General features: G+C 52.2%; 23 protein-coding genes and 1 tRNA gene. 9 read left to right on the forward strand and 15 right to left on the reverse strand.

From position 1 onward, the window contains the following. Positions 1-111 precede the first annotated feature (111 nt). The 5 genes from ACEW81_RS01130 to ACEW81_RS01150 all read right to left on the reverse strand — a co-directional run bounded on the left by ACEW81_RS01130 (position 112) and on the right by ACEW81_RS01150 (position 3,888). A tRNA-Asp gene (locus tag ACEW81_RS01130) sits at positions 112-188 on the reverse strand. Between the two features lie 456 nt (positions 189-644). Beyond that, a complete protein-coding gene (locus ACEW81_RS01135) occupies positions 645-2,141 on the reverse strand; it encodes a hypothetical protein (RefSeq protein ID WP_373531120.1) in 1,497 nt (498 codons plus the stop codon). A 9-nt stretch (positions 2,142-2,150) separates the two neighbouring features. Further along, a complete protein-coding gene (locus ACEW81_RS01140; RefSeq protein WP_373531121.1) occupies positions 2,151-2,897 on the reverse strand; it encodes a hypothetical protein in 747 nt (248 codons plus the stop codon). Positions 2,898-2,962: 65 nt separating this feature from the next. Further along, positions 2,963-3,574 (reverse strand): GNAT family N-acetyltransferase, encoded by a 612-nt coding sequence (locus ACEW81_RS01145; protein ID WP_373531122.1) that lies wholly within the window; start codon positions 3,572-3,574, stop codon positions 2,963-2,965. A gap of 2 nt (positions 3,575-3,576) precedes the next feature. Then, positions 3,577-3,888 (reverse strand): hypothetical protein, encoded by a 312-nt coding sequence (locus tag ACEW81_RS01150; protein ID WP_373531123.1) that lies wholly within the window; start codon positions 3,886-3,888, stop codon positions 3,577-3,579. Here ACEW81_RS01150 and ACEW81_RS01155 point away from each other — a divergent pair. Both ACEW81_RS01155 and ACEW81_RS01160 read left to right on the forward strand, forming a co-directional pair. After that, a complete protein-coding gene (locus tag ACEW81_RS01155) occupies positions 3,878-4,177 on the forward strand; it encodes a hypothetical protein (RefSeq protein ID WP_373531124.1) in 300 nt (99 codons plus the stop codon). The two genes, ACEW81_RS01150 and ACEW81_RS01155, sit on opposite strands and share 11 nt — an antisense overlap. 736 nt (positions 4,178-4,913) lie before the next feature. Next, the gene (locus ACEW81_RS01160) at positions 4,914-5,495 is read left to right on the forward strand and encodes a hypothetical protein (RefSeq protein WP_373531125.1); all 582 of its coding nucleotides are present in this window, start codon (positions 4,914-4,916) and stop codon (positions 5,493-5,495) included. A gap of 203 nt (positions 5,496-5,698) precedes the next feature. Here the strand turns inward: ACEW81_RS01160 and ACEW81_RS01165 are convergent, their stop codons facing one another. After that, positions 5,699-5,995 (reverse strand): hypothetical protein, encoded by a 297-nt coding sequence (locus ACEW81_RS01165; protein ID WP_373531126.1) that lies wholly within the window; start codon positions 5,993-5,995, stop codon positions 5,699-5,701. A 304-nt stretch (positions 5,996-6,299) separates the two neighbouring features. Between ACEW81_RS01165 and ACEW81_RS01170 the strand changes: the two genes are divergently transcribed. Further along, positions 6,300-6,641, forward strand: a complete 342-nt coding sequence (locus ACEW81_RS01170; RefSeq protein ID WP_373531127.1) for a DUF952 domain-containing protein — start codon at positions 6,300-6,302, stop codon at positions 6,639-6,641. Between the two features lie 6 nt (positions 6,642-6,647). Here the strand turns inward: ACEW81_RS01170 and ACEW81_RS01175 are convergent, their stop codons facing one another. Then, a complete protein-coding gene (locus tag ACEW81_RS01175; protein ID WP_373531128.1) occupies positions 6,648-8,555 on the reverse strand; it encodes a glycoside hydrolase family 10-like protein in 1,908 nt (635 codons plus the stop codon). 217 nt (positions 8,556-8,772) lie between these two features. On the opposite strand from ACEW81_RS01175, the gene ACEW81_RS01180 reads away from it, so the two are divergent. Next, on the forward strand, positions 8,773-9,795 hold the full coding sequence (locus tag ACEW81_RS01180) for a GNAT family N-acetyltransferase (protein ID WP_373531129.1): 1,023 nt from the start codon (positions 8,773-8,775) through the stop codon (positions 9,793-9,795). Between the two features lie 286 nt (positions 9,796-10,081). Here the strand turns inward: ACEW81_RS01180 and ACEW81_RS01185 are convergent, their stop codons facing one another. After that, the gene (locus tag ACEW81_RS01185) at positions 10,082-10,369 is read right to left on the reverse strand and encodes a BolA family protein (protein WP_373531130.1); all 288 of its coding nucleotides are present in this window, start codon (positions 10,367-10,369) and stop codon (positions 10,082-10,084) included. A gap of 27 nt (positions 10,370-10,396) precedes the next feature. Beyond that, positions 10,397-12,973 carry a replication restart helicase PriA gene (gene priA / locus ACEW81_RS01190; protein ID WP_373531131.1) on the reverse strand — a complete coding sequence of 859 codons (2,577 nt, stop codon included), beginning with the start codon at positions 12,971-12,973 and terminating at the stop codon, positions 10,397-10,399. Positions 12,974-13,213: 240 nt separating this feature from the next. Between priA and ACEW81_RS01195 the strand changes: the two genes are divergently transcribed. Continuing rightward, the gene (locus tag ACEW81_RS01195) at positions 13,214-15,064 is read left to right on the forward strand and encodes an ankyrin repeat domain-containing protein (RefSeq protein WP_373531132.1); all 1,851 of its coding nucleotides are present in this window, start codon (positions 13,214-13,216) and stop codon (positions 15,062-15,064) included. Positions 15,065-15,099: 35 nt separating this feature from the next. On the opposite strand, the gene ACEW81_RS01200 is transcribed toward ACEW81_RS01195, so the two are convergent. From ACEW81_RS01200 to ACEW81_RS01220, 5 genes are all read right to left on the reverse strand, one after another. Then, positions 15,100-16,587 (reverse strand): APC family permease, encoded by a 1,488-nt coding sequence (locus ACEW81_RS01200; RefSeq protein ID WP_373531133.1) that lies wholly within the window; start codon positions 16,585-16,587, stop codon positions 15,100-15,102. Between the two features lie 59 nt (positions 16,588-16,646). Next, positions 16,647-17,315, reverse strand: coding sequence for a DedA family protein (locus ACEW81_RS01205; protein WP_373531134.1), 669 nt, complete (start codon positions 17,313-17,315; stop codon positions 16,647-16,649). Between the two features lie 42 nt (positions 17,316-17,357). After that, positions 17,358-18,416 carry an inorganic phosphate transporter gene (locus ACEW81_RS01210; RefSeq protein ID WP_373531135.1) on the reverse strand — a complete coding sequence of 353 codons (1,059 nt, stop codon included), beginning with the start codon at positions 18,414-18,416 and terminating at the stop codon, positions 17,358-17,360. A gap of 22 nt (positions 18,417-18,438) precedes the next feature. Beyond that, positions 18,439-19,071: a DUF47 domain-containing protein gene (locus ACEW81_RS01215; protein ID WP_373531136.1), complete on the reverse strand. Its 633-nt coding sequence runs from the start codon at positions 19,069-19,071 to the stop codon at positions 18,439-18,441. A 126-nt stretch (positions 19,072-19,197) separates the two neighbouring features. Beyond that, positions 19,198-19,905 (reverse strand): queuosine precursor transporter, encoded by a 708-nt coding sequence (locus tag ACEW81_RS01220; RefSeq protein WP_373531137.1) that lies wholly within the window; start codon positions 19,903-19,905, stop codon positions 19,198-19,200. 151 nt (positions 19,906-20,056) lie between these two features. On the opposite strand from ACEW81_RS01220, the gene coaE reads away from it, so the two are divergent. Beyond that, positions 20,057-20,689, forward strand: a complete 633-nt coding sequence (coaE, locus tag ACEW81_RS01225; protein ID WP_373531138.1) for a dephospho-CoA kinase — start codon at positions 20,057-20,059, stop codon at positions 20,687-20,689. An 87-nt stretch (positions 20,690-20,776) separates the two neighbouring features. Here coaE and ACEW81_RS01230 read toward each other — a convergent pair whose 3' ends face one another. Beyond that, positions 20,777-21,157: a rhodanese-like domain-containing protein gene (locus tag ACEW81_RS01230; RefSeq protein ID WP_373531139.1), complete on the reverse strand. Its 381-nt coding sequence runs from the start codon at positions 21,155-21,157 to the stop codon at positions 20,777-20,779. Between the two features lie 889 nt (positions 21,158-22,046). Here ACEW81_RS01230 and ACEW81_RS01235 point away from each other — a divergent pair. From ACEW81_RS01235 to ACEW81_RS01245, 3 genes are all read left to right on the forward strand, one after another. Beyond that, positions 22,047-22,721, forward strand: a complete 675-nt coding sequence (locus ACEW81_RS01235; protein WP_373531140.1) for a hypothetical protein — start codon at positions 22,047-22,049, stop codon at positions 22,719-22,721. Between the two features lie 89 nt (positions 22,722-22,810). After that, positions 22,811-23,566 (forward strand): response regulator, encoded by a 756-nt coding sequence (locus ACEW81_RS01240; RefSeq protein ID WP_373531141.1) that lies wholly within the window; start codon positions 22,811-22,813, stop codon positions 23,564-23,566. Positions 23,567-23,592: 26 nt separating this feature from the next. After that, on the forward strand, positions 23,593-24,732 hold the full coding sequence (locus ACEW81_RS01245) for a sensor histidine kinase (protein WP_373531142.1): 1,140 nt from the start codon (positions 23,593-23,595) through the stop codon (positions 24,730-24,732). The last annotated feature ends 530 nt before the right edge of the window (positions 24,733-25,262 follow it).

Consider the following 25,262-nt stretch of genomic DNA (forward strand, 5'->3'; position numbering starts at 1 on the left):
CTGGTGGGTTTTAGCCACTTTTTCCTGAGGCCTTCTCAACTCCAACAAAAAAGCCTTCCGGTTCAAAACTCGGAAAGCCTTCTGGTGTTTGGGTTTTCCACTTGTAAAAAGTGGCGGGGTGGACGGGACTCGAACCCGCGACATCTTGCGTGACAGGCAAGTACTCTAACCAACTGAGCTACCACCCCGTGAGGTACGGTGTTCCTTTGGGGGACAGGAATTTTATAACATAGCCGATTGGGGGACACAAGCGAAAATATTGAGAAAGGAATGCAAATAAAAGTTAAAATTTTGAAACCCCCTCTAGCAAAGCGTTATCGAAAACATTGAAAAAACAAGGCAAAAAAAGGCCGCATGAAGCGGCAAACTAAAAGAGGGGGGATGTAAGCGTTTATTATAAATTTATTTTGGGCCCAAAAAAGTGCAATGCATTTTACAGAGAAAGCTCTGGTGGGAGAGAATGGCCTACACAATGGGTCTAACGGATAAAATTGTTTTTTAAATTTAACGTTTTTATAATATTTGAACTTTGGAACCCAAAATGAACAGAGCCGCAACACCCTTGCCCCGACCGGCTTAGGCACCCAACCTCCGCATTGTGTGCCTGCGGTTGCCCTTGATTTGAAAGAATGGAGGGAGCCTCACTAATAACCGGTATAAGCGTTTCCGGGGCGATAGGGGCGGGCTTTTTTAAGCGGCTTGCGAGGCAACCGGCATTTTTGCATCACCGCATAGCGCAGGCAATCCATCACATCCTCGTACGGATGCTCCTGTAAGGGGGATTCCGAGCCGGATGGCCCGTAGCGGTATCCGCCCTCAAAGGCCTCAATCAGCTTTTCACATCCAAAATCCACCTGCAAAGCCGGACGGGGGCCAATCCATTCCGACAGCTTAACCCGCAGTAATTCCAACCCATCCTTGATGGATGACCTGTCAAAGAACGGAAACACCCCCATGCTATTCAGGATATCGATACTGGTTTGCAAGCTCTTGTCGGAGCGCTGAGCCCCCGCCGGATCGCAAATATCTTCCACCGGGACACTTCCGTAATTCACCTCGGTCAAATGGGTGACCCGTCGGGCGAAATCGGTGAGCAGTTCCTGCTTGCCTACCACTTCTCGCAGCACCAACAGCCGATCTTCGCTGTCAAAGGCCAAAAACAGGCACGAGGGGCAATGAAACCCAAAATCCCAGCTTCGAATCAGTTTGTGGGGCTTAAACGCGGTAAAATCCCCTTTGTTGGCCTCGTTAAAATTACGAAACACCCGATCCTTCAAAGACAAGTGGTAGTTAATATCCAGCTCTCGGGCCACTTCATCTTCGCTCAGCCGTTTTTGCTGGTTGGCGTACCAGCCTTCATTGCGCAAGGGATGTTCCCGCCAGTGGATGCGTAACACCCGCACCTGCCCGGAAAATCGCAAATCGGCAAACCGGTTGTTCTTGCCATACGGGGTGCCTACCACAATGCGGCTGGGGGTAGACTGTCCGGCAGAGGCGTAAGCGGCGTCCTGCATGGGCCAAAAAGGGAACTCATCAAACAGAATGGCCTTGTAGCGCCCCCCTCGCCCAAAGTTCTCGTTGCTGCTTTCCCCGGTAATGGTGTTGCCGTTGGCCGGATTGAGCAAGCGCAGCAGGTTATCATGCACGTTGTCCTGAAACCCGGCTGGACGCATCCAGTGCGGTAACCAGGCCAGGTTGTAACGCAGTTTTTCCATCAGGGTAGACAGATCGCCCTTGCGATCCACCGCCTCCTGCTTGCGGGAACCCAAATGAAAATTGGCCCCGTCCCGAAACAGCCAGAAGTATTGAAAGGCCAAAAGCACCAGCCAGCTCAGGCCCATATCCCGGCTTTTTTCAATCAGCAGGTCTTCCCCCTTCTCAATGGCGGACACCAAATCCAGCAAGGCCGCTTCCTGAAACGGGTAGGGCACAAAGGGCTGATGCGGCTGATCCAGCCGGGGGTCAAAAGTCCAGCAGAAATGCCGAAACCAGAAGCGGATATCCCGTTTGCACCAATGCATCAACAAAGCCTGTAACTCGGGGTTCTCCTGCGCCGCCTGATACAAGCTCAGGCGGCGGGTTAACCAAGGGCGAGACGGCAAATCAGCGGCAGTATTTATAGGGCTATTTGTATCACTCATGCCGGGCCTTTATATCCCCCCCATTAAGGCCAGGGCGATTTGAGAGCTGGTTCGCAAGGTACTTTCACGGTTCTGTCGGTTTTGTTCGGCCTGAAGGGCGGCGTTTTGATTGCTGACCTGCATGGCCAGATTGGCCCGTTGCACCGCCAAATCCGTGGCCCGCTGGGTTTCGTTCTGCAAAATACTGCTGCCATTGCTTTGCAAGCCTCGGGCCTGATTGTTCAAATCGGCCAGATAATTTTGAAACAGGGAAAACCGCCGCACCCGGCTGTCTTCATCGGCCCGATAAAGCTCTTCTCCCAGCAAGCCGGACTGCTTGTAGGCTTCCGATAACTGCCCCAGGCGGTTGTTTTCCAATTGCCCCAAAAAATGGGTGCCAAAGGTGGCGTTATAGGCGCCCCCAAACCGCTTGGCCAAGTTGGTGCGGGCTTTGGAGAGCTGATCGTTGGCGCTGCTATTAATACCGGCGGCTTGCAAATCAAAAAAATCCTGACTGCGCTGATTGATGGCCTGCTGACGAACCGGGTCCGGCTGGTTCAGTTCTTTGGCCAAATTCTGAAGCCCCTTCAGGCTTTCTTCCACCGTTAAGCGGGTGGTGGGGGTCAAAAAGCTCTCAAAGCGTTGATCACTGCCTTTGGTGGTGGTCACATACCGATCGCCGGTCGGACTGTTAAATTCCACCTTGGTAATGGCGGGTGGGGCCACGATTTTAACCACTTCCCGTTTGGGGGCTTTCTGCTTGCGTCCTAAAGACATTGGGATGCTCCTTAAAAACTTGACTGAACAGAGGGTTGATAGAATTGGACAGAAGATTAATAAAATTAGAGAGAAGATTGATGGAAAGCCTGCGGCCCGTCTGGCAAGGGCTGACGCTTTTGCACCCCTCGCAGCAAACGGGGCAATAACCAGCCTTGGTAACGATTGGCGGATACACTGTAAATAGCCACGTCCCGCAAACAGCCACCCAGCTTGATATCGGCTTTAAACAGGGCTTCCCGCTGAAAACCCCACCGCAGGCAAAAGCCCTTGGCCCCGGCGTTATCCAGTTCAAACTCAGCTTTCAGCTTTAGCAAGGCCAAGGGGCCAAAGGCGGCCTGAAAAATAGGAAGCAACAGGCGTTCCACCGCCGATCGGGCCTCTTTGTTTTCACGAAAATGGGAATGGGTGGCCCCGTGCAAAAACGCATGACGACCGGGCTGAATATCAGAGAGGGCAATAATGGCCCAAACCTGATCCGTCTCATCGGCCAGCACCCAAAGCCAGGGCAGGCAAGCGGCGGTATTTTCCGATAAAAAGTGGATATCTTGCTGTAAGTTTCCACTTTGGCGATAATCATCCAGCAAAATGGGGTGATGCGTCTGGAGCAACGCCTCAATACCGGGCTGATAGACGGCCCATTCTTGCAGGCTGGAAACGTGGCAAACCCGAAGCATGCTTAAGGTTCCCAATCCTTGATGTAAGTACGCACCCGGTTCAGCAGCTCTTGCTCGCTGAGCTGCTCCAGCTCGGCAGGCTCCAGAGGTGTTTCTGCCTTTTTGCCTTTTTTCACCACAGCGGTATTGGCATCTTCAGCGGGGGTGCGTTTCAGTATTAAATCCACCGCCCAGATTTTATCTTTCATGCTTTCAGAATCCAGGGCCTCGTCAATAACCCCCAGCACCCGGTGATAGCGGTCCGAGAGGGCGTCCAGCAAATTCTTCAGTTTGGGCAGCAGTCCGCCGGTGGATGGTATTTTTTTGGGTTTCATATACAGTATCCTGTCGTTGGGCTTGGGCAATTCGGTGCAGGTAATCGAGGGGCGGATCGGTGGCCCGGCTGATGCGTGCGGTGTATTCACCCACCATCATTCTGGCGGAACCTACGCCAACCGCTTGCTGTGGCTTACGACCGCCTTGCCAGTCGGCCAAAGTGGCGGGTTGCAGGGGGCCTTGCAAACTGGTTTTCTGCAACAGGCATTTAAATTTGCATCGTTTGCAGCGTTTTTTATACAGCAAGGCATTTCCGGCAGCGTGTATCCGCACTTCTATCGTTTTTAAAAACAGGCTTTTGCAGTGGTCGCATTGATATGGCATAACGCCCCTCACGTTCTAGACAGTCAGCAGCGCTGTCGCGTGAATTTAGTATGAAGGTGGGGTTTGGATTTTCCCAGCGAAGCAGATTTATGATTTCAAGGGGGCCAGCCCCCTTGGAATCCCCCGCTGGGGACGGGTTGTGTCCCCAGACCCCTCAAATATGGGGGAAGGGTGAATCGAAGAACGTGCCTTTCAAGGGGGCTAGCCCCCTTGGGTGTCATTGGCTGGGGGTGGGTTTTGTTTTCAGGCCTCTCAAATACTGCGGGGATACCGTTTCCTAGAATGCGCTTTTCAAGGGGCTTGCCCCTTGAATGAATGCCCATAAGCCCCCTATCTAAAAAACACCTCTCTCCCTCCTACCTGAGGGGTCTGGGGACACAGTCCGTCCCCAGCGGGGGATCCCAAGGGGGCTGGCCCCCTTGAAAATCCACTATTTATAAAATAGCAACTACAAAACCAGCTCCAAAAACCCCAGCAAACCCTTTGGGGCGAACTTACACTAAAGCGTTTTTGTCAAACAAACACCAAGAAAAGATTACGAAATGTAAACTCACCCCAACCGCCTGCCCATCAACACCTTGGCAAAAGCTCTTATTTTTGTTTTTATTTTTATTTCTCTCAATGAGGATTCTCAGCTAGAATAATTTCATCGATTGGAAGTGACCACCACTAACGTTTACAGAGGGATGGAACCAGCGCCATGATTGACGCAATGGATCGGCTTAAAGTGCCGAAATGTAAAGCTGCCCAAGCCAATAAGCCAGTGCAGTTTGGGCAAAAAACAACACCCATCCACAGCCAGCCCACCCAACAGGGCGATGTTTTTGTGAAATCCGCAAAGCCAGCCGAGGCCAATAGCAAAGCTTCGGCCCCCGCTCAAAGCAAAAACCCGATGGGCGCGGCCCTGCAAAACTTTGTGAAACAGGCCAGCAAAGCGGACAATCCCTTGATGAACGCCTTGAAAAAACTGGCCCCGGCCAGCCCGCCCGCCCAACTGGAAGCCAGCCGCAAGCCTGCTGAAATACCGGCAGGGGCCAGCACCCAATCGCCTTTCCTGAAAGCTGGAGAACACACCCTGGCTTCGCCCGAAAAAGCGTTTGCCACCCAGCCGACCAGCGCCCAAATCAATACCCGTAATAAAGTTAATTTGTTTGCCGGAGCCGCTGTCACGTCCGCAGGGCTGGGCGCTTTAACCGGCATGGTAATGGGACCTGCCGCCATTGCCGCCAATCCGGCCTTGCTGAATAAAATGATTGCTCTGTTGCCCACGCAACTGCCCTAAGTTTTCTCTCTCCTTCTAACAATAACTAACTGCGACTGATAAGGTAATAATTGCCTGCCCTAACCCGGAAGCTTCGGTTTCCGGGTTTTACCCTGTTTATGGCCCCATAAAAAAGAAGCACCCTGCTGCAAAGGGCGCTTCAAATGGTTTGATTCAATTGATTTTATCGAACAGCAAAGCGTTCGCCCTACTGGCACCGCAAGCTAGGCTTGGGGAACGGTGCCATCCAGCAAATAAAATTCGGCGCTGATGGGACGCTGACTGACCGGCTCCACATGCAGTTGGCGAACCTGAGCGGTGGCATCGACATAACCAGACAACTTGAGCTGGCGGTTGCCGTGGGAAATCAGTTGGGCGAACTCGTGCGATTTAACCTGAATGTGAACGGACTGAATGTTTTTTCCATACAGGGTTACCGGAATGTATCCCGCTACCCGCAATTTGCGAGGGGTTAGGGTAGTATCCCGCTCGGTTACTTTTAATTCCTGCGACTTGGTCATAGTCTCTCTCTCCCTCCGGGTCATCCCGGTTTGTGAATGGACGGTTGTGTAAAAACTCCGCCTCTCACCAAGATAGGCCACAAGGGCTTCAGGGTCAAGCCAAGCGAGCTTTGGCCAACCGGAAACAGCGCTTGCTGAAAGGCAAAGCATCAAACCTGCCCCCTGTTTCGGGAATTTCCGGGTGCTTATGGCCGGGTTAAATTATCTCAACAATTGGAAAACACTTTGAAAACCGCACCCATTCAGGTCACAATAACCAGCGTTCCGTCTGTTCTCTTCTGTTCAGAAGTCGAGGGTTCAAGGTATGTCCCACCCCATTTACATTCTCAGCACCGAGGAAGCTTACCAGCAAGCAACCGCCACCGGCCAATTCATCAGCGACAGTCTGGCCTCTGAGGGGTTTATCCACGCCTCGCCCGCCCACCAGCTGAACCGGGTGGCCAACCTGTACTACGCCCACTTGCCCGCCCTGTGGTTACTATCCATCGATCCTCAAAAAGTGCAGCCCGAAATTCGGTGGGAAGCCGCCAGCACCGGCGATTTATACCCACACCTGTACGGGCCGCTAAACATGGAAGCCGTTTCAAAAGTCACTCGCCTAACCCCCAATGCCCAAGGCCAGTACCACATTCAGCCCGAAATTTAAGGCATTTTAAAAGCGAAATGGGCCTTCTCGTAGGGCTTCCGCATACGGGGCGGTCAAACGGGCGCCATCAAACAGCACCACCCCACCCATGCCTGCCTGCTGAACCGTCTCGATTTCTCGTACCAAATTCAGCGGGCCAGTGCGGTTGTACAGGGAAAAAATACCCACATACACCGGTATTTGATCGTTGACTTGCGCCCGCAGCTGGGCGCATTGGCCGCTCATGCGGGTTAAATCGGTGGAAAGGCCAATGGGGGTTAGGGCCTGAATATCCCCTTCTTTGGCCCACTTGGGATAATCCTGCAATTTTTGAGCGTAGGTGGGGTCATGACTGGGAAACACCACGGCTGACACTAGCAAGTGGGGCCTCACAGCCCGAGCTTTGGCTGAAATGGATTTCACAAAGCTGGACACCTGAGCCTTACGCCAGCTCACCCACCGATCCCAAAGCGGGCTGGTGGGGGTTAAATCTTTCGGATCGGCCGAAGGCGAACTCAACGAAAGCGAAGCCGGACTCCAGCCAGTTTTGGGCAGGGGCTTTCCGGCTTTTTTCAGGGCCTCCAGCTTCAAGCGCTCCGCCTCGGCACGTTCGGCCTCAATCATGGCCTTGAACTGCTGACGGGCTGATTCGCTATAGCCCCAAGTGCTGCCCAGATAATAGGGCTTATTGACGGCGGCGCTGGCCGGATAGCGGATATAGTCCAGATTAAGCCCATCAATTGCATAACCGGACACCATTTCCATCAGCAACTGATCCAGAAAAACCCGCACTTCCGGGTGGGCCGGATCCAGAAAATAATGGCCCGGCTCCACATCCGAAATCACCGGATTGGGCTTGTCCCAGTGGGGCCGCTGCACGTTGCGCCATTGGGGGTATTGGTTCAGAATCGGGCCGTACTGCTCCCTGTTTTCTTGTTGATTACCGGCAAAAAACACCTGAACCCAAACGTGTACTTTCAGCCCTTGCTGATGGGCCTCTTCAATCCAGACCTTCAGCGGATCTCCGTTGCCATAGCGGGGATGCTGCTGCGGTAAGCCATAAGCGGCCATCACCTTGCTGGGATAAATGGTTTTTCCCTGATAATAGGTTTCCAGAAAAATATGGTCGATATGCGCCTTTTTCAACTCAGTTACTTTTTCCCGAATGGATTCAGGCTGGCTGTTTTCGGGGCGAATCCAGGTGCCTTTCAAGCCCTGCGCCATGGCCGGAATGGTGTTGTAAAAGGCTAAATCGGCCTGATGCACACATTGTTCTGATAGCTTGGCCATGGCCTCATTGGCCCCCGCTTGGGCCTGATTGGCCAATACGGCACGGCAAGTCTGAGCGTCTGCCAAATGGCTCTGGTAGATGGGGGAGGCCGCACTTCTGGCAGTGGCTCGGGCCAAAGCCTCATCCACATCATGCAAATAGGTGCCGTGGGTGAATTGAATGGTTAATTTCTGAGTATCCAGGTTCCAGCCCGCCACAGACCCCATACGCCCAAAGCGATTGAGCCATTGTCCGGCAGTGCCATGCCCACTGATTACAAAGCCATTGGCTGGAATCAGACTGTTTCCGGCCTGAATATCAGTAATCACCCCGTCGGTTACCACGGCCTCAAACCCGGCCTGATTGGTGCCGGTACGGGGGCCATAAGCGGGGGTGTAAATCATCAACTGGTTTACCCCCCGAAAGCCGGGAAGGCCCTTGGCCGCCGGGAGTTTAAATTCATCGGGATCAATCGCTGTGAGCGGGAACTGATAGGTTTTAGTGGCTTGCGGACGGGCCGGATTTAAAATACTGGGTAACCCGCCTTGCTGGGCCTTGGCTGGCTCCGGCTTTAACCCGCCCAAAACCGGAACAGCGCTGAGCAAACACAAGGCAGTGAAGGCCCAAAAACGCGTTTTTTTTGGATCAAAGCGGGAAATAGGCAAGAACGAAACTCCTGTCAGCAACAAACCCTTATTGTACCTGATTTTTAAAGGCATCAAGCAGGCCACTGGTAAGCCCGAAAGTCGGTTGTTTTTTATCATCATTTTGTTGCGGAAGCCGCTACGTTAGCAACGAATGCGCTTGAGGGGATTTAAAAGGATTAACACGGCCAAACCAAACGCCTCCCCTAAACTTGTAAGAAGGATTGGACGATTCACCTTGACCCCCTCAAGCTTACTGAACCCGCCCCAAACCGACCTGAAAGCAACCGATCTCCCCACAAGACCGGAAAGCACTTTGGCGAGACATCCTTTTGAAAGTGCCCCTTTTCTGGAAAGCTGGTGGGAGCATTTGGCCCCCAAGTTTTGTGGCGGCGAAGGTGAGGGCCAACTGTTTAAAACCACCAAACCCGTGCTAAAAGGTCTGGTTCCGCTTCAGTTTTTACGACAAGCCGGATGGAACGGGGTGTATTACCAAAGTCTGAATCAGGCCGATTGGGAAAGCTTTCGCACCCTAAGCGACCGCACCCGCTGGGACTGCTTTGAAGTGCGCTGGAACCAGACCGTCACCGATTCGCAGGTGTTTAACCCCTACCTGCGTTTGGGGTGTAAAGTGCTGCACACCCCGGTATCCGGCAGCCCGGTTATTGAGCTGCAAAATGGATGGGAAGCCTACTGGCAAGCCAAGGGTAGTCATCACCGGCAAAATATAAACCGGCAATTCAAAAAAGCCGCCCATCTACAACCGGAACTCATCTTTTTTGAAGGAGAGCAAGGGCTGGCTGAATTTTTCGCGCGTTTTTTCCCGGCCCATCAAGCCTATTGGCAGTCCAAGGGGGAAGGATCTTATTTTGAGGATCCCCGAGAACGGGCTTTTATCATTAGTTGGGCCAGCAAACTACAACAATCAGGACAACTTTGCCTGAGCGGCCTTTTGCTGGGCGGACAAATCACCAACCTGAGCTTCAATGTCATCCACCGCAATGTGCTTTATGCCTTGCTCACAATCAATACCGGGGTTCATCATCAAGCAGTCCCCGGCATCATGGCCCTGCATCAACTGACTCAACATGCTTGCGCTCAAGGCATGGAAACCATCGATCTGGGGCCGGGAGAATCCACTTTCAAGAAAAAATTCGCCACCCGTGTGGATCCCTGTTTTCAAACCCTGATTATTAACCCAAAATCAGTAGCGGGGCAACTGTACGGGGCGTTTAAATCCGGCAAATCGGTTTCTGTTTAAAAGGGGATCTAAAAAACACTCGGAACCACCGGGCGGCGGCCCCGCAGTTCATTGCTCCCCGGCAGGCCCCCCCCAATCGATATTTTTTTGCAACCAATGTAATAAGCCCGCCCCCTCCAAGGGATGGTTTTATCCTTGGTATTTAAACCCTATCGAGTCATATCAATCCCTGATTAAAACTTTTATAATGAATCCTGTGAATGGCCACCAACGTGGACTTCACAGGCCCCTCCATGGATTCATCCTGGAGGGGTACTTTTTTGCTTGGTTCTATTTAGCAGGGCGCTTAAGCGGGATGGTGCGCCCACTGGGTAGGGGAAAGCGTTTTAAGTTGCAAGGCATGCAAATGACGCTCACGGGCCTCTTTCAACACCTCATGCACCAGCCGGTGCTGATCCAGAATGCCCACCCCTTCAAATTTGGGAGAAACCACGGTCATGCTGAGGTGAGTGGCTTCCAGACCCGGCGTGGCTTCCAGATGCCCAGCGTGTTTCCAGCTATCATCAATGATTTCCACATGAGTGGCTTCCAGTGCCTGGGTTAATTGGGCTTTCAGTTGTTCAATAGTAGACATGCGTTTCTCCTTACAAAGTGGTTCGGGCTACAACAGGCTCTGGGCGTCAATGTCCAGAATAAAATTCAAGTCCTCCGGCAAGCGGGCTTCCATGGCCTTGCGGTAAAAGTCAATAATCAGGCGATGTCCGGCAGGGCCAGCCCCATTTTTAACCAGCAAATGCAAACGAAATTTATTTTGAATGCGAGGCAGCACACAAGGCGCTGGCCCCATCAGGATCATGCGTGAATCCACATCGGCTGAGGATTTCATGAGTTCCCGCAAGTGCAAAGTAGCAGCCTGAATGAATTGCTGGGCCTTTTTCTCGTTCTCGCAACTCACAATAAACCGAAAAATTTGAGAATACGGCGGAAAGTTGCATTGCTCTCGCTGCACAATTTCTTCGTTGTAAAAGCTGGGGTAGTCCTGATTTTTGGAATGGGTTAACACCATATGTTGAGTTTGCACCGATTGAATAATCACCCGTCCCGGCTTTTGGCCCCGACCGGCCCGACCGGCCACCTGGGTTAACAACTGAAAGCCCCGCTCGGATGATTTGTAATCCGGCAGGCAAAAGGCGGAATCGGCACTGACTACCCCCACCAGCGTTACATTGGCCACATCCAGCCCCTTGGCCACAATTTGGGTACCAATTAAAATATCGGCTTCTCCGGCGGCAAAGGTTTCAAAAATTTCCACATAGGCGTTCTTACGCTGCAACACGTCACTGTCAATTCGCAACACACGGGCCTCGGGAAATTTTTTAATGACCTCATCCTCAATACGCTGAGTACCCACCCCACTGTGGCTCAGCTCCATGCTGGCGCACACCGGACAATAGGCCGGACGCTCGCTTTCGTATCCGCAATAATGGCAACACACCTGATTGCGGGTGCGATGAAAAGTAACCGCCACATCGCAATTGGGACACTGAAACACATGATCGCAAACCGTGCATTGAATGGTGGTATAAAACCCCCGCCGGTTCAGCAGAATAATAGACTGCTCGCCCGCTTGCAGATTGAGGTTGAGTTCCTCAATCAAGGAGCGGGACAACTGGCCCTGATGGCCCTGGGCACGCTCCTGCTTCATATCCACAATGCGAACTTCGGCCAGTTGGCTATTGCCAAAACGCTCTGGCAGGTGCAAAATACGCTGATTTTGATGGGCCTGATAAAAGGTGCTGATTTCAGGAGTAGCGCTGCCCAGCACCACTTTGGCCCCGGTACGCCGAGCCAGCTCCAAAGCCAAAGTTTTGGCGTTGTAGCGAGGGGCGGGGGAATCCTGCTTGTAGCTGTTCTCATGCTCCTCATCAATTAAAATTAAAGCCAAATCCTTTAAGGGCGCCCAAATAGCGGAGCGGGCCCCGATCAAAATTTTCAACTCCCCGTTGCACAGTTTTTGCCAGGTGTCGGCCTTTTCCCCATCCGATAAATTACTGTGCCACAAGGCAATGTTTTCTGAGCCAAAGTGGTTAATAAAGCGGCGGGCAATCTGAGAGGTCAACGCGATTTCCGGCACCATGATCAGCACCGCCTTGCCCCGCTCCAGGGCGTGCCGGGTCATGCTCATGTACACTTCCGTTTTACCGGAGCCGGTAATGCCGTACAGCAGGTAGGGGTGTTCGCTATCGCCATTGACCACCGTATCCATGGCCCGCTGCTGGTATTGAGAGAGGGTAAACTGGGTGCGGGCCACCAGTTTTTGAAACAGGGCCAAGGGGTCCCGATGCTCCGCCACCTCGGTAATGCTGAGCAGGCCAGCGGCCTCCAGCTTTTTAAGGGTAGGCGGGGTGGTGCCTAACACGTCCACCAGCTCCCGCAAGGGCAAGCCTTCTGGCAGCGATTTTAAGTGGTTGATAATGTCCTGCTGGCGGGTGGACAGCACCGCATTGTTCAGGGCCTCCACATTCAGCGTTACCCGTTTGTAGGTTTTGGCCCGTGTTTTGGCGCTTAGCTCGGTTTCCACCACCACAATGTCCAGCTTGCGTAAGCGGGCCAGCAACTGGTTCATGGTTTTCTGGGGCATTCTTAAATGAGAGGCCAGATACTTGGGCGAGTATCCCTTGGGGTTTTTGCCCTCGCACAACTCCTGATAGGAAGCGGCGTTTTTATACAAAAAATCAATCAGTTGCAAGGCTTTGCGGGCATGGGCATCCTGAATGCGGGCAAGGATGGAAGGCTCCGTAAAGTTGGGCCCCTGAAACACCAGTTTTTTAGGCTTTTGCACCAGATTGGCAGGCAAGGCACAGGCCAGCACCTGGGCAATGGGGGTGGCATAATAATCGGCCACCCAACCCATAAAATCGTAGTACGGGGCATCAAACAGAGGTGTTTCATCCAGAATATCAGACAGCTCCTTGAGCTTGTAAGTGCCTTGGTAGGTGTCGCTGAGGGCCACGATAAACCCGGTTAAATCCTGCTGCGCCCCAAAAGAAACCAGCACGGGTTGTCCTACCTGCGCCACTTCCCGAAATTCTTCCGGCACCTGATAGGTAAACACCTGACTTTGCAGGCTTTTGGTGGTCATGTTCACCAAAACCTCAGCATAACGAGGCAAGGGGCTTGAGCCCGCTTGTGGTGTGGATTGCGGTTGCAGGACAGTATCCCAGAGCGACAGATTCATCACTCTATTATCCGCAACGCAGGCCCCTTTTGTCATTTTTTGCAGCCAGCCTTTAGGATTCTTTGGATTACGCCTTACTGTGAACAAAACTCCGCCTTGCCTGAGGGCTTGTAAAAATGGAGCGGTTGATATAGTTTTTACGTTTGGAATTAGTGGGTTTTTTTATCAAGATTATTTTTTAATCAACCTCAGTGAACGCCCTGTAGGGCCAATCATCATGAGAAGGGTAGTGCTGTTGCTATGAAACTCATTTCCAGTCCTTTCCGGGACGCAGGCGCCCAAAAACGATCCATATCCACCCGGCCGGAACCCAACATCCGGCCTCGCGTTTTGCCCGCCTCAGCCGATGGTTTTGAACGGCACAGCCCCTTGTTTGGCATGACCCCGCATAAACGCAAATTTTCTGAAGTGGCAACCGTTGAGGACCAGGTGGTACCGGAAATAATATTCACACCCACCCCCGTCCCCGCCCCAACCAACCGCAGCCGATTTGAGGATGTGGCCGTTTCTAATCAGGAATTCAGGGCATGGCAAGTAATCGCCGACAATAGCAACGCCTTACACGAGGCGCTGAGCCGAGGCAATCCCAAGCAAGCGGACCCGCAACTGTTTAACTATCTGGCCTATCGCATGCTGGTGGCCGGGGCTAGTCCTCATCAGCCCAATGCTCAAGGATTAACCCCCATGGCCCATGCGGCGGCCCACGGCAATGGGGTGGGCATGAGCCTGCTTGAAGATCAAAAAGCCTCAATTACCCCTCAAGAAGCAAGCGAGGGATTGATTCATGCCTCTATTAGCGGGTATCCGGGCGTGATTCAAAAATTATTGAAAAAAATACCCCTCGGCCAACTGCCTCATAACGCCATTACCTTAAAAAACCCCTTGCATCTGGCCGCTCAAAACGGTCGGGCGGAAGTGGTGGAAACCCTGCTGACCCGGCCCGATCTGGATGTAGGCGCCACCGACTGGCGTCGTAAAAACGCCTTGAACCTTGCCGCAGGCACTGGCAACGCCAAAACCGTCTCTGTGCTGCTTAATCAGCCCAACAGCAATGTCGCTCAACTGGATTATCTGGGGTGTAACCACTTGCACGAATCCGCCGCTCACGGAAACGCCGATAGTGCCAAAGCGCTGCTCAAAGGCTCTTTGCTAAACCCCAACCAGAGAAACTGGCTGGGCAAAACCCCCTTAATGATTGCCGCTCAAAAGGGGCATCTGGATTTTGTGCACACCTTCCTGAATCAGCCCGAGGTGGAGGTCAACCATCGGGACATCGCAGGAAACAGCGCTTTAATTCTGGCCTTAACAAACAGTCACCCCAAAGTGGCGGAAGCCCTGATCCAACATCCCGGCACCCAGATCAATCTGGCGGGTAGCAGCTCAGAAAGCCCCTTATATAAAGCGGTGATTAACAACGATGAAGCCAGCGTCCGGTTGCTCAGCAAGCAACCCGGCATCCATATCAATCAGCCCAACTGGCTGGGCGTTAGCCCTTTAATGGCCGCCATTAGTAAAGGGCAAAAACCAATGGTGGATATTTTATTAAAGCATCCCCAAATTTTTATTCATCAACAAGATGAAGATGGGGACACCGCCTTAAGTTATGCCGCCGTTCACAACGACATGCACGCCCTGAAACAACTATTGGCCATGCCCAAAATTCAGATCAACCAGTATAACTTTCATGGGCAAACCCCATTAATGCTGGCCATCATGTATAACAAGACCGAAGTGGCTCAAGCCTTGCTGGCCCAGGAAAACATCAACATCAATCACCAGGACGTTAGTGGAAACACGGCCCTGCACATGGCGGTGGAGGAAAACAACCGGGACGTGGTGAAATTATTACTGACCCACCCGGACATTGACGTGAATTTGAGCAATGTTTTTCAATCCACCCCCTTATCGCTAGCGGTGATTATGCGGCATGCCGCCGTGGTTAAACTGTTGCTGGAGAAGCCCCAAACCAATATCCATCAAGCCGATATGTGGGGAAAACCCCCAATTGAATACGCCCAACTGCGAAAAATGACCCATATTATCAGCCTGTTAAAAGCCCGAATGGCAGAAGACGCCAAAAACCAGCACTAAGCAACGGCCCATCATCAACGCCTTTAAAGGCGTTTCTATACAGAGGCCGGGCGCGTTTTTTTCCAGACCCAATAAACGGGTAGGCCCAGAGCAGTTAGTAAAATTCCGGCCACGCTGGTAAAAAACTTGGTGTGCGGTAAATCCGACTGAAAACGGGACACAAAATCCGGGGTGAAAAAATCGCCGAACAATAGGAAAAAAGCAATGAAGGAGGCCCCTGCGATATAGGTCACCGGCACCGCGTAATCCCGCTTGCGGGTCATTTGAACCGCCACCGGTATTTTACGGCCCAATCGAATCAGGCCCAACATGGTCAGGATGTAAAACAGGAGGGTGGAAAACACAATGTAATCCAGCAATTGCCCGTAAGTGCCCGATAAAGCCAAACCCGAGGCCCACACAAACTGCACCCACAAGCAAAAATTGGGGGAATGGGTTTTGGGATGCACCTCGCCGAATTTTTTAAACAGCAGCCCGTCTTTGGCCATGGCGTAAAACACACGGGCGCCAGCCAGCAACATACCATTCAGGCACCCAAAGGTGGAAATCAGGATGATGCCCGCCATAATCAGCACCCCGGCGCCGGGGAAAATCATATCCATGGCCACGGTGGCCACCCGATCTTCGGGGGCGTTTTGAATTTGGGGCAGGCTCAGTAAATTCAGGTAAGCCAGATTGGCCAGCAAATAAAGCACAGTCACCGTGATGGTGCCAATTAACAGCGCCTTGGGCAGGTTTTTAGCGGGATTTTTGACCTCTCCCCCAATAAAGGTCACGTAATTCCAGGCATCGGAAGAGAACAAGGCCCCCACCGAGGCGAATGCGAACAGGGTTAACCAGTCTCCTTGGGCCGCTTGCGCCGCAGGCAGAGTGAAAGACCAGTCCACAGAACCCAACCGGTTGCCAAAGGCCAACCCGACCCCAATTAATAAGGCCAGGGCCAATACCTTCAGGCTGGTAAACACGTTTTGCAACCGGGCCCCGTTTTGAATGCCGGTTGAATTATAAAGCGTCAACACCAGCAACACCGCTACCGCCAGCAGGCTTTGCAAACTCATGGGCCAGCCGGAAATTAAAGGCGCTGAGGAAATGGCCGGCACCAAAACCCCCAGATACTTTGCAAAGGCCACTGCCACCGCCGCCAAAAAGCCGGTTTGAATAACGGTCAGCAAATTCCAGCCGTACAAAAAGGCGGGCAACTCGCCCCAGGCTTCTCTTAAAAAAACGTATTGTCCGCCCGCTTTGGGCATATAGGCGGCCAGCTTGCCGTAAGAAACCGCCCCCAGCAAGGTCAGCAAGCCCGCAAAAACCCAAATGGCCATCAGCCAGCCGCCGGTTCCTACCGTGCGGGCGATATCGCTGGACACAATAAAAATGCCGGAACCCACCATCGACCCTGCCACAATGCAGGCGGCTGAAAACCAGCCCAGCCGGGGCAACAGTTCTCCCTGCCCGGCAGCGCCTTGCGGGGTCAAATTCGGCCCATGTTCAGAAGAACTATCTGATTCCCGCGCCATCGCCATGCAGCATTGTCTCCCGGCCTGATTGAAAGGCCACTTGAATGGTAAGCGGCTATCTTAAATCAAATATCCTGTCCGGCGCTACGGGCAGCGGCCACTTTTTGCTGATCCTTGCGGATGTACTTGATGTGCTTCCACACGTACAAAATACCCAAAATCACCAAAATGCCAATAATGGCGTAATCAAACTTGTGCCAGATGGCCCGGAAGGCTTCCAGATTTTCGCCAAAGTAAACGCCCACGTACACCAGTCCGTAACTCCAGATGAGCGAGCCAATAAAGGTGTAAATAATAAAGGGATAAAAATGAGCTTGCAGGATACCGGCAGGCAACGAAATAAAAGTACGCACCACCGGCAACATACGGCAGATGAAAAAGGCCCAATCGCCGTATTTATCCACCCAGCGCTCGGCCACATCCAAATCATGCTCACTCAGCAACAGCCATTTGCCGTGCTTAATTAAAAAGGATCGCCCCCCAAACAGACCAATCAGGTACGAGGGAATGGAACCCAGCACACAACCCACCGCACCGGCCAACGCCGCCAGGTGAATGTTTAACTTGCCTTGCTGGGCCAGAAAACCGGCATAGGGCATAATAAATTCACTGGGCAGGGGAACGTTGGCGGATTCAATGGCCATTAGCAAGGCCACGCCCGCATAACCCAAGGTAGCGATTACGTTGTGAATAAACGCCATCACCAGTTCCAGCAGAGAGTGAAAAAATTCCATATGCCGCTCCTATTTGGGAATCCAGAATATTAGCTAAAAAGCCTAATTAAAAGTGACTTTCAGCCAGTTTACCACGCACATCAAGGCCCCGGAAAATAAAAAGGTTAAGGGGATGGTGAGTACCCAGGCCCATAAAATATTTCCGACGATACCCCATTTTACAGCGGAAATCCGTTTGGTCGCACCCACCCCCATAATGGAAGAGGTAATCACGTGGGTGGTGCTGAGGGGAATGCCAAAATGGCTGGCCACCAGAATAATGCCTGACGCGGTGGTTTCGGCGGCAAAGCCATGGATGGGCTGCAATTTGAGCATTTTGTTGCCCAGGGTATGAATAATTTTCCACCCGCCGCTGAGCGTACCCAGCGCAATCATGCTGGCGCAGGACATAATCACCCACAGCGGTACATGGAAGCCTTCCCCCTGCTCAAAAAACCAGCTGGGGAAATGCACACCGGGCATTTTGCTAAAGGTGAGCAAGGCCAGGGCGATGATGCCCATGGATTTCTGGGCGTCGTTGTTGCCGTGGGAAAGGGCCATCATCATGGCCGAAACAATTTGCAACTTGCCAAAGGTCCAGTTAATGCGATGCAGATGCACCCGAAACACCATCCAGGTGAGCAGGCCCATAATTAAAAAACCGAAAAAGAACCCGGCCAGCGGAGACGTGAACATGGGCAAAATGATTTTATCCAGCACCGTGTTCCAGGAAATATGGGTGTGGCCTTCGTTGCTGGCGAAAAACGTGGCGCCCAACAGGGAACCAATCAGGGCATGGGATGAACTGCTGGGCAGGCCCCACCACCAAGTGAGCAGGTTCCAGGTAATGCCGCCAATCAGGGCGCACAACACCATATCCATCGAAATAGACGAGGCATCCACCAGCCCTTTGCCAATGGTAGCGGCCACTTCCGTACTCATTAAGGCGCCTGCGAAGTTAAACACAGCCCCAAACAATACCGCCACCCGAGGGGTCATCACCTTGGTGGCCACCAGGGTGGCAATGGCGTTGGCGGCATCGTGAAAGCCGTTGATATAATCAAAAATCAAGGCCAGCCCGATAATGGCAATCAGCATGAAAAGCTCTGGGCCAAATTCCATAATAAACTTGAAACTCCTTGGCCTAGGTGTGCTTTAAAATGATACGCATGGCCACGTTGGCGGCATCACGGTACTGATCGGTCACGTCTTCCAGCATCTCGTAAATATCTTTACGCAAAATCAGTTCACGCACGTCTTCAATATCGTGAAACGAGCTGGCGATTAACTGGCCTAGCACCATATCGCCCTGATCTTCCAGCTCATGTAAAATGGCGGCCTTGGCATTCACGGTGCGAGAGTTCAACTTGCCCGACAGTTCCCGAATGACGGCGGCCATGGCTTCCGCCTGACGATCGATGAGATCCACAAATTTGTTAAAATCCCCGTTGTAAGGGTGCATATTGTGGGTGAGCAGGCGATCGGTAATTTTGGTAATCAGCTTGGGAATGTTGTACAGGGCCACCGCGAATTCCTGAAGATCTTCCCGGTCGAAAGGGGTAATGAGGGTGCGACAAATTTCCTGGGTCAGGGTTTCCAGCGTTTTTTTGGCTTCCCGCTTGTATTTATAAATCTCGTCCGAGGCCTCTCGAACCACAGCCTCATCATGCCGATGTTCCACCAGTTTTTTCATCAGGCGGGAGCTGCGGTTGGCGGCCATTTCCATATCCTGCAGCATTTTGAGGAACTTGTCCTCACGGGGAAGCAGATTAAACATTGGGGATCCAGCTCTTTGTCATCAATTAGTCACATATTACGCATGTTGGCGGCGCGTACTGCCGCATTTTATGATCAAATCCCAACTTGAAAGCAAGCCGAAAAATGAGGAGGCGTCCATACCGCATCACCGATACTCCGGCTCACTGGCTTCCAGCAGTGGTTCTTGTCGGGGCATCAGCGTTTTCAGGATCAGATGCCCCAAATAAAGCAGCGGGGTAATGCCAATGGCAATCAAAAACTTCCAGCTGTAGTTGCCAATGGCCAGCCGCAGCATTTCAGATGCCTGCATTTGCCCCCAAAAGGCAATAAAGGTCACAATCAGGGAATCAAACAACTGGGACACCACGGTAGACCCCGTGGCCCGCAACCAGATAAAGCGGTGCTTGGTAACCGAGCGGATGGCGTGAAAGATCTGGATATCCAGCATTTGCCCAATCAGGTAGGCCAGCAAGGAGGCCAGAAACATGCCGGTGTACTGGGTATAAATGGTCATAAACACTGGCTTGGGAATAAAAGTGGCGGCATCTATCGGCAGTAAACTGCCCACCGTTAAATAAATATAGGCCAGCAAGCACATACCAAAGCCCACCCAGGTTACAAAGCGGGCGCCTTGCTTGCCATAAAACTCGTTTAGCAAATCGGTCAGTATAAAAGTAACCGGAAAGGGAATAATACCGGCGGACAGCAGCACCGGATCTTTCAGAAAGGGTACCCGGAAGGAAAACAACATGGCACCCACTTCATCGGCAATAAACAGGGAGATGACAAAAATGGCGGTCAGCCACACAAAAATCTTCTGGGAGCGATCAAAACGGGTCCAGGCAGCAGTCACAAGGGGTCCTTTAAGCGATCAGAGAGAAGGGGTAAACAATGGGGATACTACAATAAGAAACCAGAGGGAATTCATGGATTGATTATCTCACAGCAGAAACAGTAAGCTATGGATATGCTCAATTGAGCTTAATTATAGGAAAAAACTCGGTATGATTCGTCGAATTGCCCTGACCGGTGGCATCGCCTGCGGCAAATCCCTGGCCGGGGCTTATTTAAAAAAGCAGGGCTTACCGGTGATTGACGCCGATGATGTGGTGCATGACCTGCTGCGGAATGATGAGGCCCTGAAATCGAAAATTCGGGAAGCCTTTGGGGCCGAGGTGTTTGATGAGAGCGGCCACGTTAAGCGGCCCGCCCTGGGCCAGCAAGTGTTTGCCGACCCGGAGCGGCGCAAGTTACTGGAAAGCTGGATTCATCCCAAAACCCGGCAAGCCATGGAAGCCTTTTACGCTCAGCATGGCCATCAGGCGGCGGGCGTTTGCATTATTCCCCTGTTGTTTGAATCCCGCCTAGCGGATCGCTATGATGCAGTATGGTTGCTGGATACCCCGCCCGCCATTCAACGCCAGCGCCTGATTACCCAGCGGGGCATGAGCGAGGCGGATGCCATGGCCCGCATTCAAAACCAGATGAGCCGGGAAGAAAAGCGAACCCTGACCCAACAACACCCCGGTGGCCATATTATTGATAACGTTGGCGACGCGGCCAGCGCAGAAACACCTGAAGCCCTGTATAAACAACTGGACGCCTTGCTAAAAGCCCTGCCCACCGCCGGAGAATAGCCCCTATGGCAAACGCCACACCGGAAGCCGGTATGGCGTTGCTCACTCAGTAGGTAATTGGCAGGAGTTGAAACCGATCAGAATAAATTATCGGGTGGTGGGTAGGTCATGTTCTTGCCATGCGGCCCAGCCGCCCTCCAGTTCCATTACCGGATAACCTGCCTGAGCCAGATGAACGGCGGCATCGGCCGCTAAATGGCAAACATGGGAATAACAATACAGAATGTTCTGCTTGTTTTTGTCCAGCCCGGTGGGGTTGCTCCACTTGGATTTTGGCAGGTTAATGGCCCCTGGAACATGTCCTTTCTGGTAATCTTCCGCTTCGCGCACGTCCACAACCACAATGGATTGCTTCTGAGACATCATGCGCTCCAGCTCCACCGGCCCGGTGGTAAACTGCATTTTATGCTCAAAAAAAGTTTTAGCCTGAGACGGGTTATTAGGTTTTACAGGTGACTCAATCGCCATGCATGGTCCTCCTTCTCTTACTTTTCAACGATTTTTATCCTTTAAAATCAATCTTTCAATCAATCGGGATAAAAACGCCCCTCATCCTCACTACGGGAATGGGGTCATTCTAACCAAGTCCCGTTTTTTGTTGAATTACTCAAACGGAGAATTGACGTCAATACTTTCTGCCTCAAGTAAAGAAAATAAGAAGAAAAATTAAGAACAGGCTGCGCAAAAGTTGAGAAAAGATGTAAACACTACGCAACGAAGGGGCCGCAACACCGCAATTTCAGCCCGCTCTCTGTTTTTATTTATTCAGAGAGATTAAACATTTTTGCAGGATTCAACCAAGCGCAAGTCCTGCCACCGGCATCATTCACAATGAATGATCCGCTTATCAACCACCCAACATCCCCAATCCAGTGATTCCATCCCGGCGGCAGCTTTTATAGCGGGAAACAGTACCCTGTTTTTAACGCTTACCCCCTTGTCCGCAAACAGCCTGAACAGGCCCGGATGGTAAACGGATGAGCGAATGCCATGGAGGGTCGTGCCTTTAAAAAATTCACGTTTTAGACGGAGGAGAAGATTCAGGGAGGCTTTCAAGCTGTTGAGGAGCGGTTTGATAGCCTATGTGGTGAGGAGACGAGGGGTTCATCCCCTCTATGCTATGGATACCGCGAGGGTTTTAATACCCTCGCTTTTTATTGCCCAAAATACGGGTGAAACGTTTTTTGAGTGACGGTTCCGTGACAAAAAGCAGATTCACGCATGTCCTTTCAGGAAGGGCATTAAAGCCAACTTTACATTTTGTATTGATCCCCAGCCCTGTCATCAGAATGTCACAGGACTTACCTACGATGGCCTTGCATTCCACATTAATGAATCAAAAGGCGTTTCAAAGGTTATGGCCATCAGCTCCATTAGTAGCAATATCGCCCGAGAGGTTTTTCATACTTCTTTGGCTGGCGTGGCCGCCAAAGGTGTGGGCAGCTCCTTTCGGGTGTGGGATGATCGCAACGCCCCCAGCCCCATCCAGAAAAATACCATTAAACGAGAAGCCGCCACCTTGGCAATGGTTTCCGCCTTTACGGCAGGCATTGATTTGGCCGGACAAAAAATCACCCAGAAAGCGGCCCAAATACCAGCCCTCAAAACCACACTGGAAAAAGCCGCCCATCATCGCATCCTGATTAAAGCCGTCCCCGTATCGCTGGGCATTTTAATGGCGGAATTACTGAGCCGCAAACTGGCCCCCCGCAATATCTGGAGCGAAGATGGCCAGTTGAACGAAAGCGTTCTGGACTCCGATTCAGATTCCGATGATGAGGATATTGATGCGCTGGACAAGGCGGACCACAAAGCGCCCGACACCTCCGCCGAGCAGCCCTCTGGCACCCGCAATAAAAAAACAGCTCACGCCCATGTCCATCCCAAGCCACTGCCCCTCACCTTTGCGCAAGCGGGCGCATCCCAGCAGTATGCCCCTTTTCCCTCATTTATGCCGTTTCCGGCCTCCTCCCTGTCCAATCCTTTTCAGCAAATGGCATTCACCCGGCTGCCCTCATTCACTGGTCTGTAAGGCGGGTTTCGGTTATGATGGCCTAACAATACGCTTTTCACACTGATTCCCGCTGCTCCCGAAACGACCCTTAAGCAATGGACCTCACCATGACATCTCGTATTCTAGTGGTTGATGACGAAAAAGACTTGGTAAATCTGGTGCGTTACAACCTTGAAAAAAACGGCCTTCAGGTGGAATCCGCTTTCAATGGGTCTTCTGTATTGCCCTTGGTGGAAAGTTTCAATCCCCATCTCATTATTCTGGATTTGATGCTGCCCGATCGCTCCGGCTACGATATTTGCCGGGATTTAAAAAGCAACCCGGAAACCCGGCCCATTCCCATCATCATGCTCACCGCCCGATCTTCGGAATACAACCGGGTCACCGGCTTTGAATGCGGGGTAGAAGATTATGTGATTAAACCCTTCAGCCCCAAAGAACTGGTGTTACGGGTCAAGGCCATTCTGGCCCGCACGGCGGGAGGAGCCAGCCAAACGCTGGAAGCCCTGCAATCCCTGCAACTGGGCAAGCTGCGGATTTTCCCGGAGGAATACCGGGTGCTGGTGGACCATCAGGAAGTGTCCCTGACCCACACCGAATTTAAAATTTTAATGGCTCTGGCCAACCAGCCCAACCGGGTTAAAACCCGGGAACAAATGCTGACCGCCGTGTGGCAAGAAGAGGCCGAATCGGTGATGGATAGAACCGTGGATGCCCAGGTCAAGCGCCTGCGCGCCAAGTTAGGCACAGCCCGAGACATGGTGGAAACCGTGCGAGGACTGGGCTATCGCTTAACAGTAGAAGCCCCTGTCATCGCTTCTTCCAAACCCGCCGCCGCCCCCAACGCCAGCCTATTGAACTAACCGAACGCGATAGAGCCTTCCCCATTATGAGTAGCGCCCAGCCCGTTTCCAAAAATTTCAGCCAGCTCAAGCACCTGTTTCGAGAGCAACACGTTTTAATGATGTTGCTGAAAGAGTTTAGAGATGGCATTTTAATCTGCGATCGGCAGGGACAAATTCTACAGGTTAACCGCTCCCTTAAACAGTTTTTGCAGCTGCCAAAAGAAGATGTGGTGGGGCGGCATGTGGAGGCGGTCATTCAAAATCCGGCCTTCCTGAAGGTGCTGGCCACGGTGCTGGCCACCGGCAATACCTGCGTGGAGGAAATCACGCTGGCTCAGGGAGATCCGCACGAACTGTTTTTTGAAGCCCACATTGTGCCCATTAATATTCCGGGCCTGTTGGGCAACGAGCCCGCCCCCCTAACCGAAACGGACACCCAGGCCGTGGATGGGTGCGTAATTATCTTTCATGATATTACCGACATTCGGCATACCGAGCGCATGCGCCGGGATTTTGTGGCCAACGTGTCCCACGAACTACGCACCCCGCTCAGCGCCATTGAAGGCTATTCGGAAACCCTGATTGAAGGGGCGCTGGATGATCCCACCGTGTGCCGGGACTTTATCAACGTCATTCATCGCCATTCGCTGCGCTTAACCCAGCTGGTGGAAGATCTGCTGGATCTCTCCAAGCTGGAATCGCCCGATTACAAGCCAGAACTGCTACCCGCCTCCCTGCAGGTTCTCATTCAACAAGTACTGGCCATGGTGCAGGACAAGGCCGAGGAAAAAAATATTCAGCTAACCGTCGACATTCAGGAGCCGCTGCCCAAGGCCCAAGCCGAATTAAGCAGCCTGCAGCAGGTACTGACCAATCTGCTGGATAACGCCATTAAATACACCCCCACCGATGGGCGAGTAGTGTTAAAAGCCTATGTGAACGACCGCCAGAAAATTCAGGTGGACGTGATCGACAACGGCATTGGGATTGAACCCAAATATCATTCCCGCATTTTTGAGCGCTTTTACCGGGTGGACAAGGCCCGTTCCCGTGAAATGGGAGGGACCGGGCTGGGTTTATCCATTGTAAAGCACATTGTGCAGCTGCATAACGGCGAAATTTGGGTGGAAAGCAACGACAGCAATGGCTCCACCTTCAGTTTTACTGTTGATCCGGTGCTTTAAGGGCTGCTTTTCAAACAATCCCCCAGTTTAAAACGCCTTTAAAACCGACTTTAAATCAAGCAGGGAAAGCCGAAAAGGGCGTTGACAATGCCCGGTTGTCTTTTCCCGCCTGATCAACCACGCATTGTTAGCAGGAATTGGCTGTGTCAAGTGGCCTCTCACAAAAAGACCCGCCTGATCGTTCAATCTGGCGAGCCGGGAATTGCTATATGTTAGGGGGTATCTTCATCCTGAAAAGCAATTGCTTGCCTCTCACTGTCTATGAAGGACATTATGCGCCAGTTTTAAGACAAATGGATGACAGAACGGTAACTATTTTGTAACGTTTCACCCCTCAACGGCTCAAGTGGGGGCCTGCAGGGGGGCCCGAACAGGCGTTCGCCTGCCCTATCCCGCAGACCCGGTTGGGGATTCCGGCAGGTGGTTGCTCATGCCACCCTTTCCCCGCATGGCTAATAGCTGGGCGGCTCATGCCAAAACCTCATGTTAATGCTACAGTAGTACCAAGCAAGACTCAAAAGCCTTGTGAA

Source organism: Vampirovibrio sp., assembly GCF_041737375.1.
GTDB lineage: Bacteria > Cyanobacteriota > Vampirovibrionia > Vampirovibrionales > Vampirovibrionaceae > Vampirovibrio.

Bases quoted from the DNA above. Each gene is read 5' to 3' on its own strand.
- priA (WP_373531131.1), bottom strand. From the start codon at position 12,973: ATGAATCTGTCGCTCTGGGATACTGTCCTGCAACCGCAATCCACACCA.
- ACEW81_RS01245 (WP_373531142.1), top strand. From the start codon at position 23,593: ATGAGTAGCGCCCAGCCCGTTTCCAAAAATTTCAGCCAGCTCAAGCAC.
- ACEW81_RS01150 (WP_373531123.1), bottom strand. From the start codon at position 3,888: ATGAAACCCAAAAAAATACCATCCACCGGCGGACTGCTGCCCAAACTG.
- ACEW81_RS01215 (WP_373531136.1), bottom strand. From the start codon at position 19,071: ATGTTTAATCTGCTTCCCCGTGAGGACAAGTTCCTCAAAATGCTGCAG.
- ACEW81_RS01165 (WP_373531126.1), bottom strand. From the start codon at position 5,995: ATGACCAAGTCGCAGGAATTAAAAGTAACCGAGCGGGATACTACCCTA.
- ACEW81_RS01185 (WP_373531130.1), bottom strand. From the start codon at position 10,369: ATGTCTACTATTGAACAACTGAAAGCCCAATTAACCCAGGCACTGGAA.
- ACEW81_RS01135 (WP_373531120.1), bottom strand. From the start codon at position 2,141: ATGAGTGATACAAATAGCCCTATAAATACTGCCGCTGATTTGCCGTCT.
- ACEW81_RS01170 (WP_373531127.1), top strand. From the start codon at position 6,300: ATGTCCCACCCCATTTACATTCTCAGCACCGAGGAAGCTTACCAGCAA.
- ACEW81_RS01230 (WP_373531139.1), bottom strand. From the start codon at position 21,157: ATGGCGATTGAGTCACCTGTAAAACCTAATAACCCGTCTCAGGCTAAA.
- ACEW81_RS01140 (WP_373531121.1), bottom strand. From the start codon at position 2,897: ATGTCTTTAGGACGCAAGCAGAAAGCCCCCAAACGGGAAGTGGTTAAA.
- ACEW81_RS01205 (WP_373531134.1), bottom strand. From the start codon at position 17,315: ATGGAATTTTTTCACTCTCTGCTGGAACTGGTGATGGCGTTTATTCAC.
- ACEW81_RS01145 (WP_373531122.1), bottom strand. From the start codon at position 3,574: ATGCTTCGGGTTTGCCACGTTTCCAGCCTGCAAGAATGGGCCGTCTAT.
- ACEW81_RS01195 (WP_373531132.1), top strand. From the start codon at position 13,214: ATGAAACTCATTTCCAGTCCTTTCCGGGACGCAGGCGCCCAAAAACGA.
- ACEW81_RS01160 (WP_373531125.1), top strand. From the start codon at position 4,914: ATGATTGACGCAATGGATCGGCTTAAAGTGCCGAAATGTAAAGCTGCC.
- ACEW81_RS01210 (WP_373531135.1), bottom strand. From the start codon at position 18,416: ATGGAATTTGGCCCAGAGCTTTTCATGCTGATTGCCATTATCGGGCTG.
- ACEW81_RS01200 (WP_373531133.1), bottom strand. From the start codon at position 16,587: ATGGCGATGGCGCGGGAATCAGATAGTTCTTCTGAACATGGGCCGAAT.
- ACEW81_RS01240 (WP_373531141.1), top strand. From the start codon at position 22,811: ATGACATCTCGTATTCTAGTGGTTGATGACGAAAAAGACTTGGTAAAT.
- ACEW81_RS01235 (WP_373531140.1), top strand. From the start codon at position 22,047: ATGGCCATCAGCTCCATTAGTAGCAATATCGCCCGAGAGGTTTTTCAT.
- coaE (WP_373531138.1), top strand. From the start codon at position 20,057: ATGATTCGTCGAATTGCCCTGACCGGTGGCATCGCCTGCGGCAAATCC.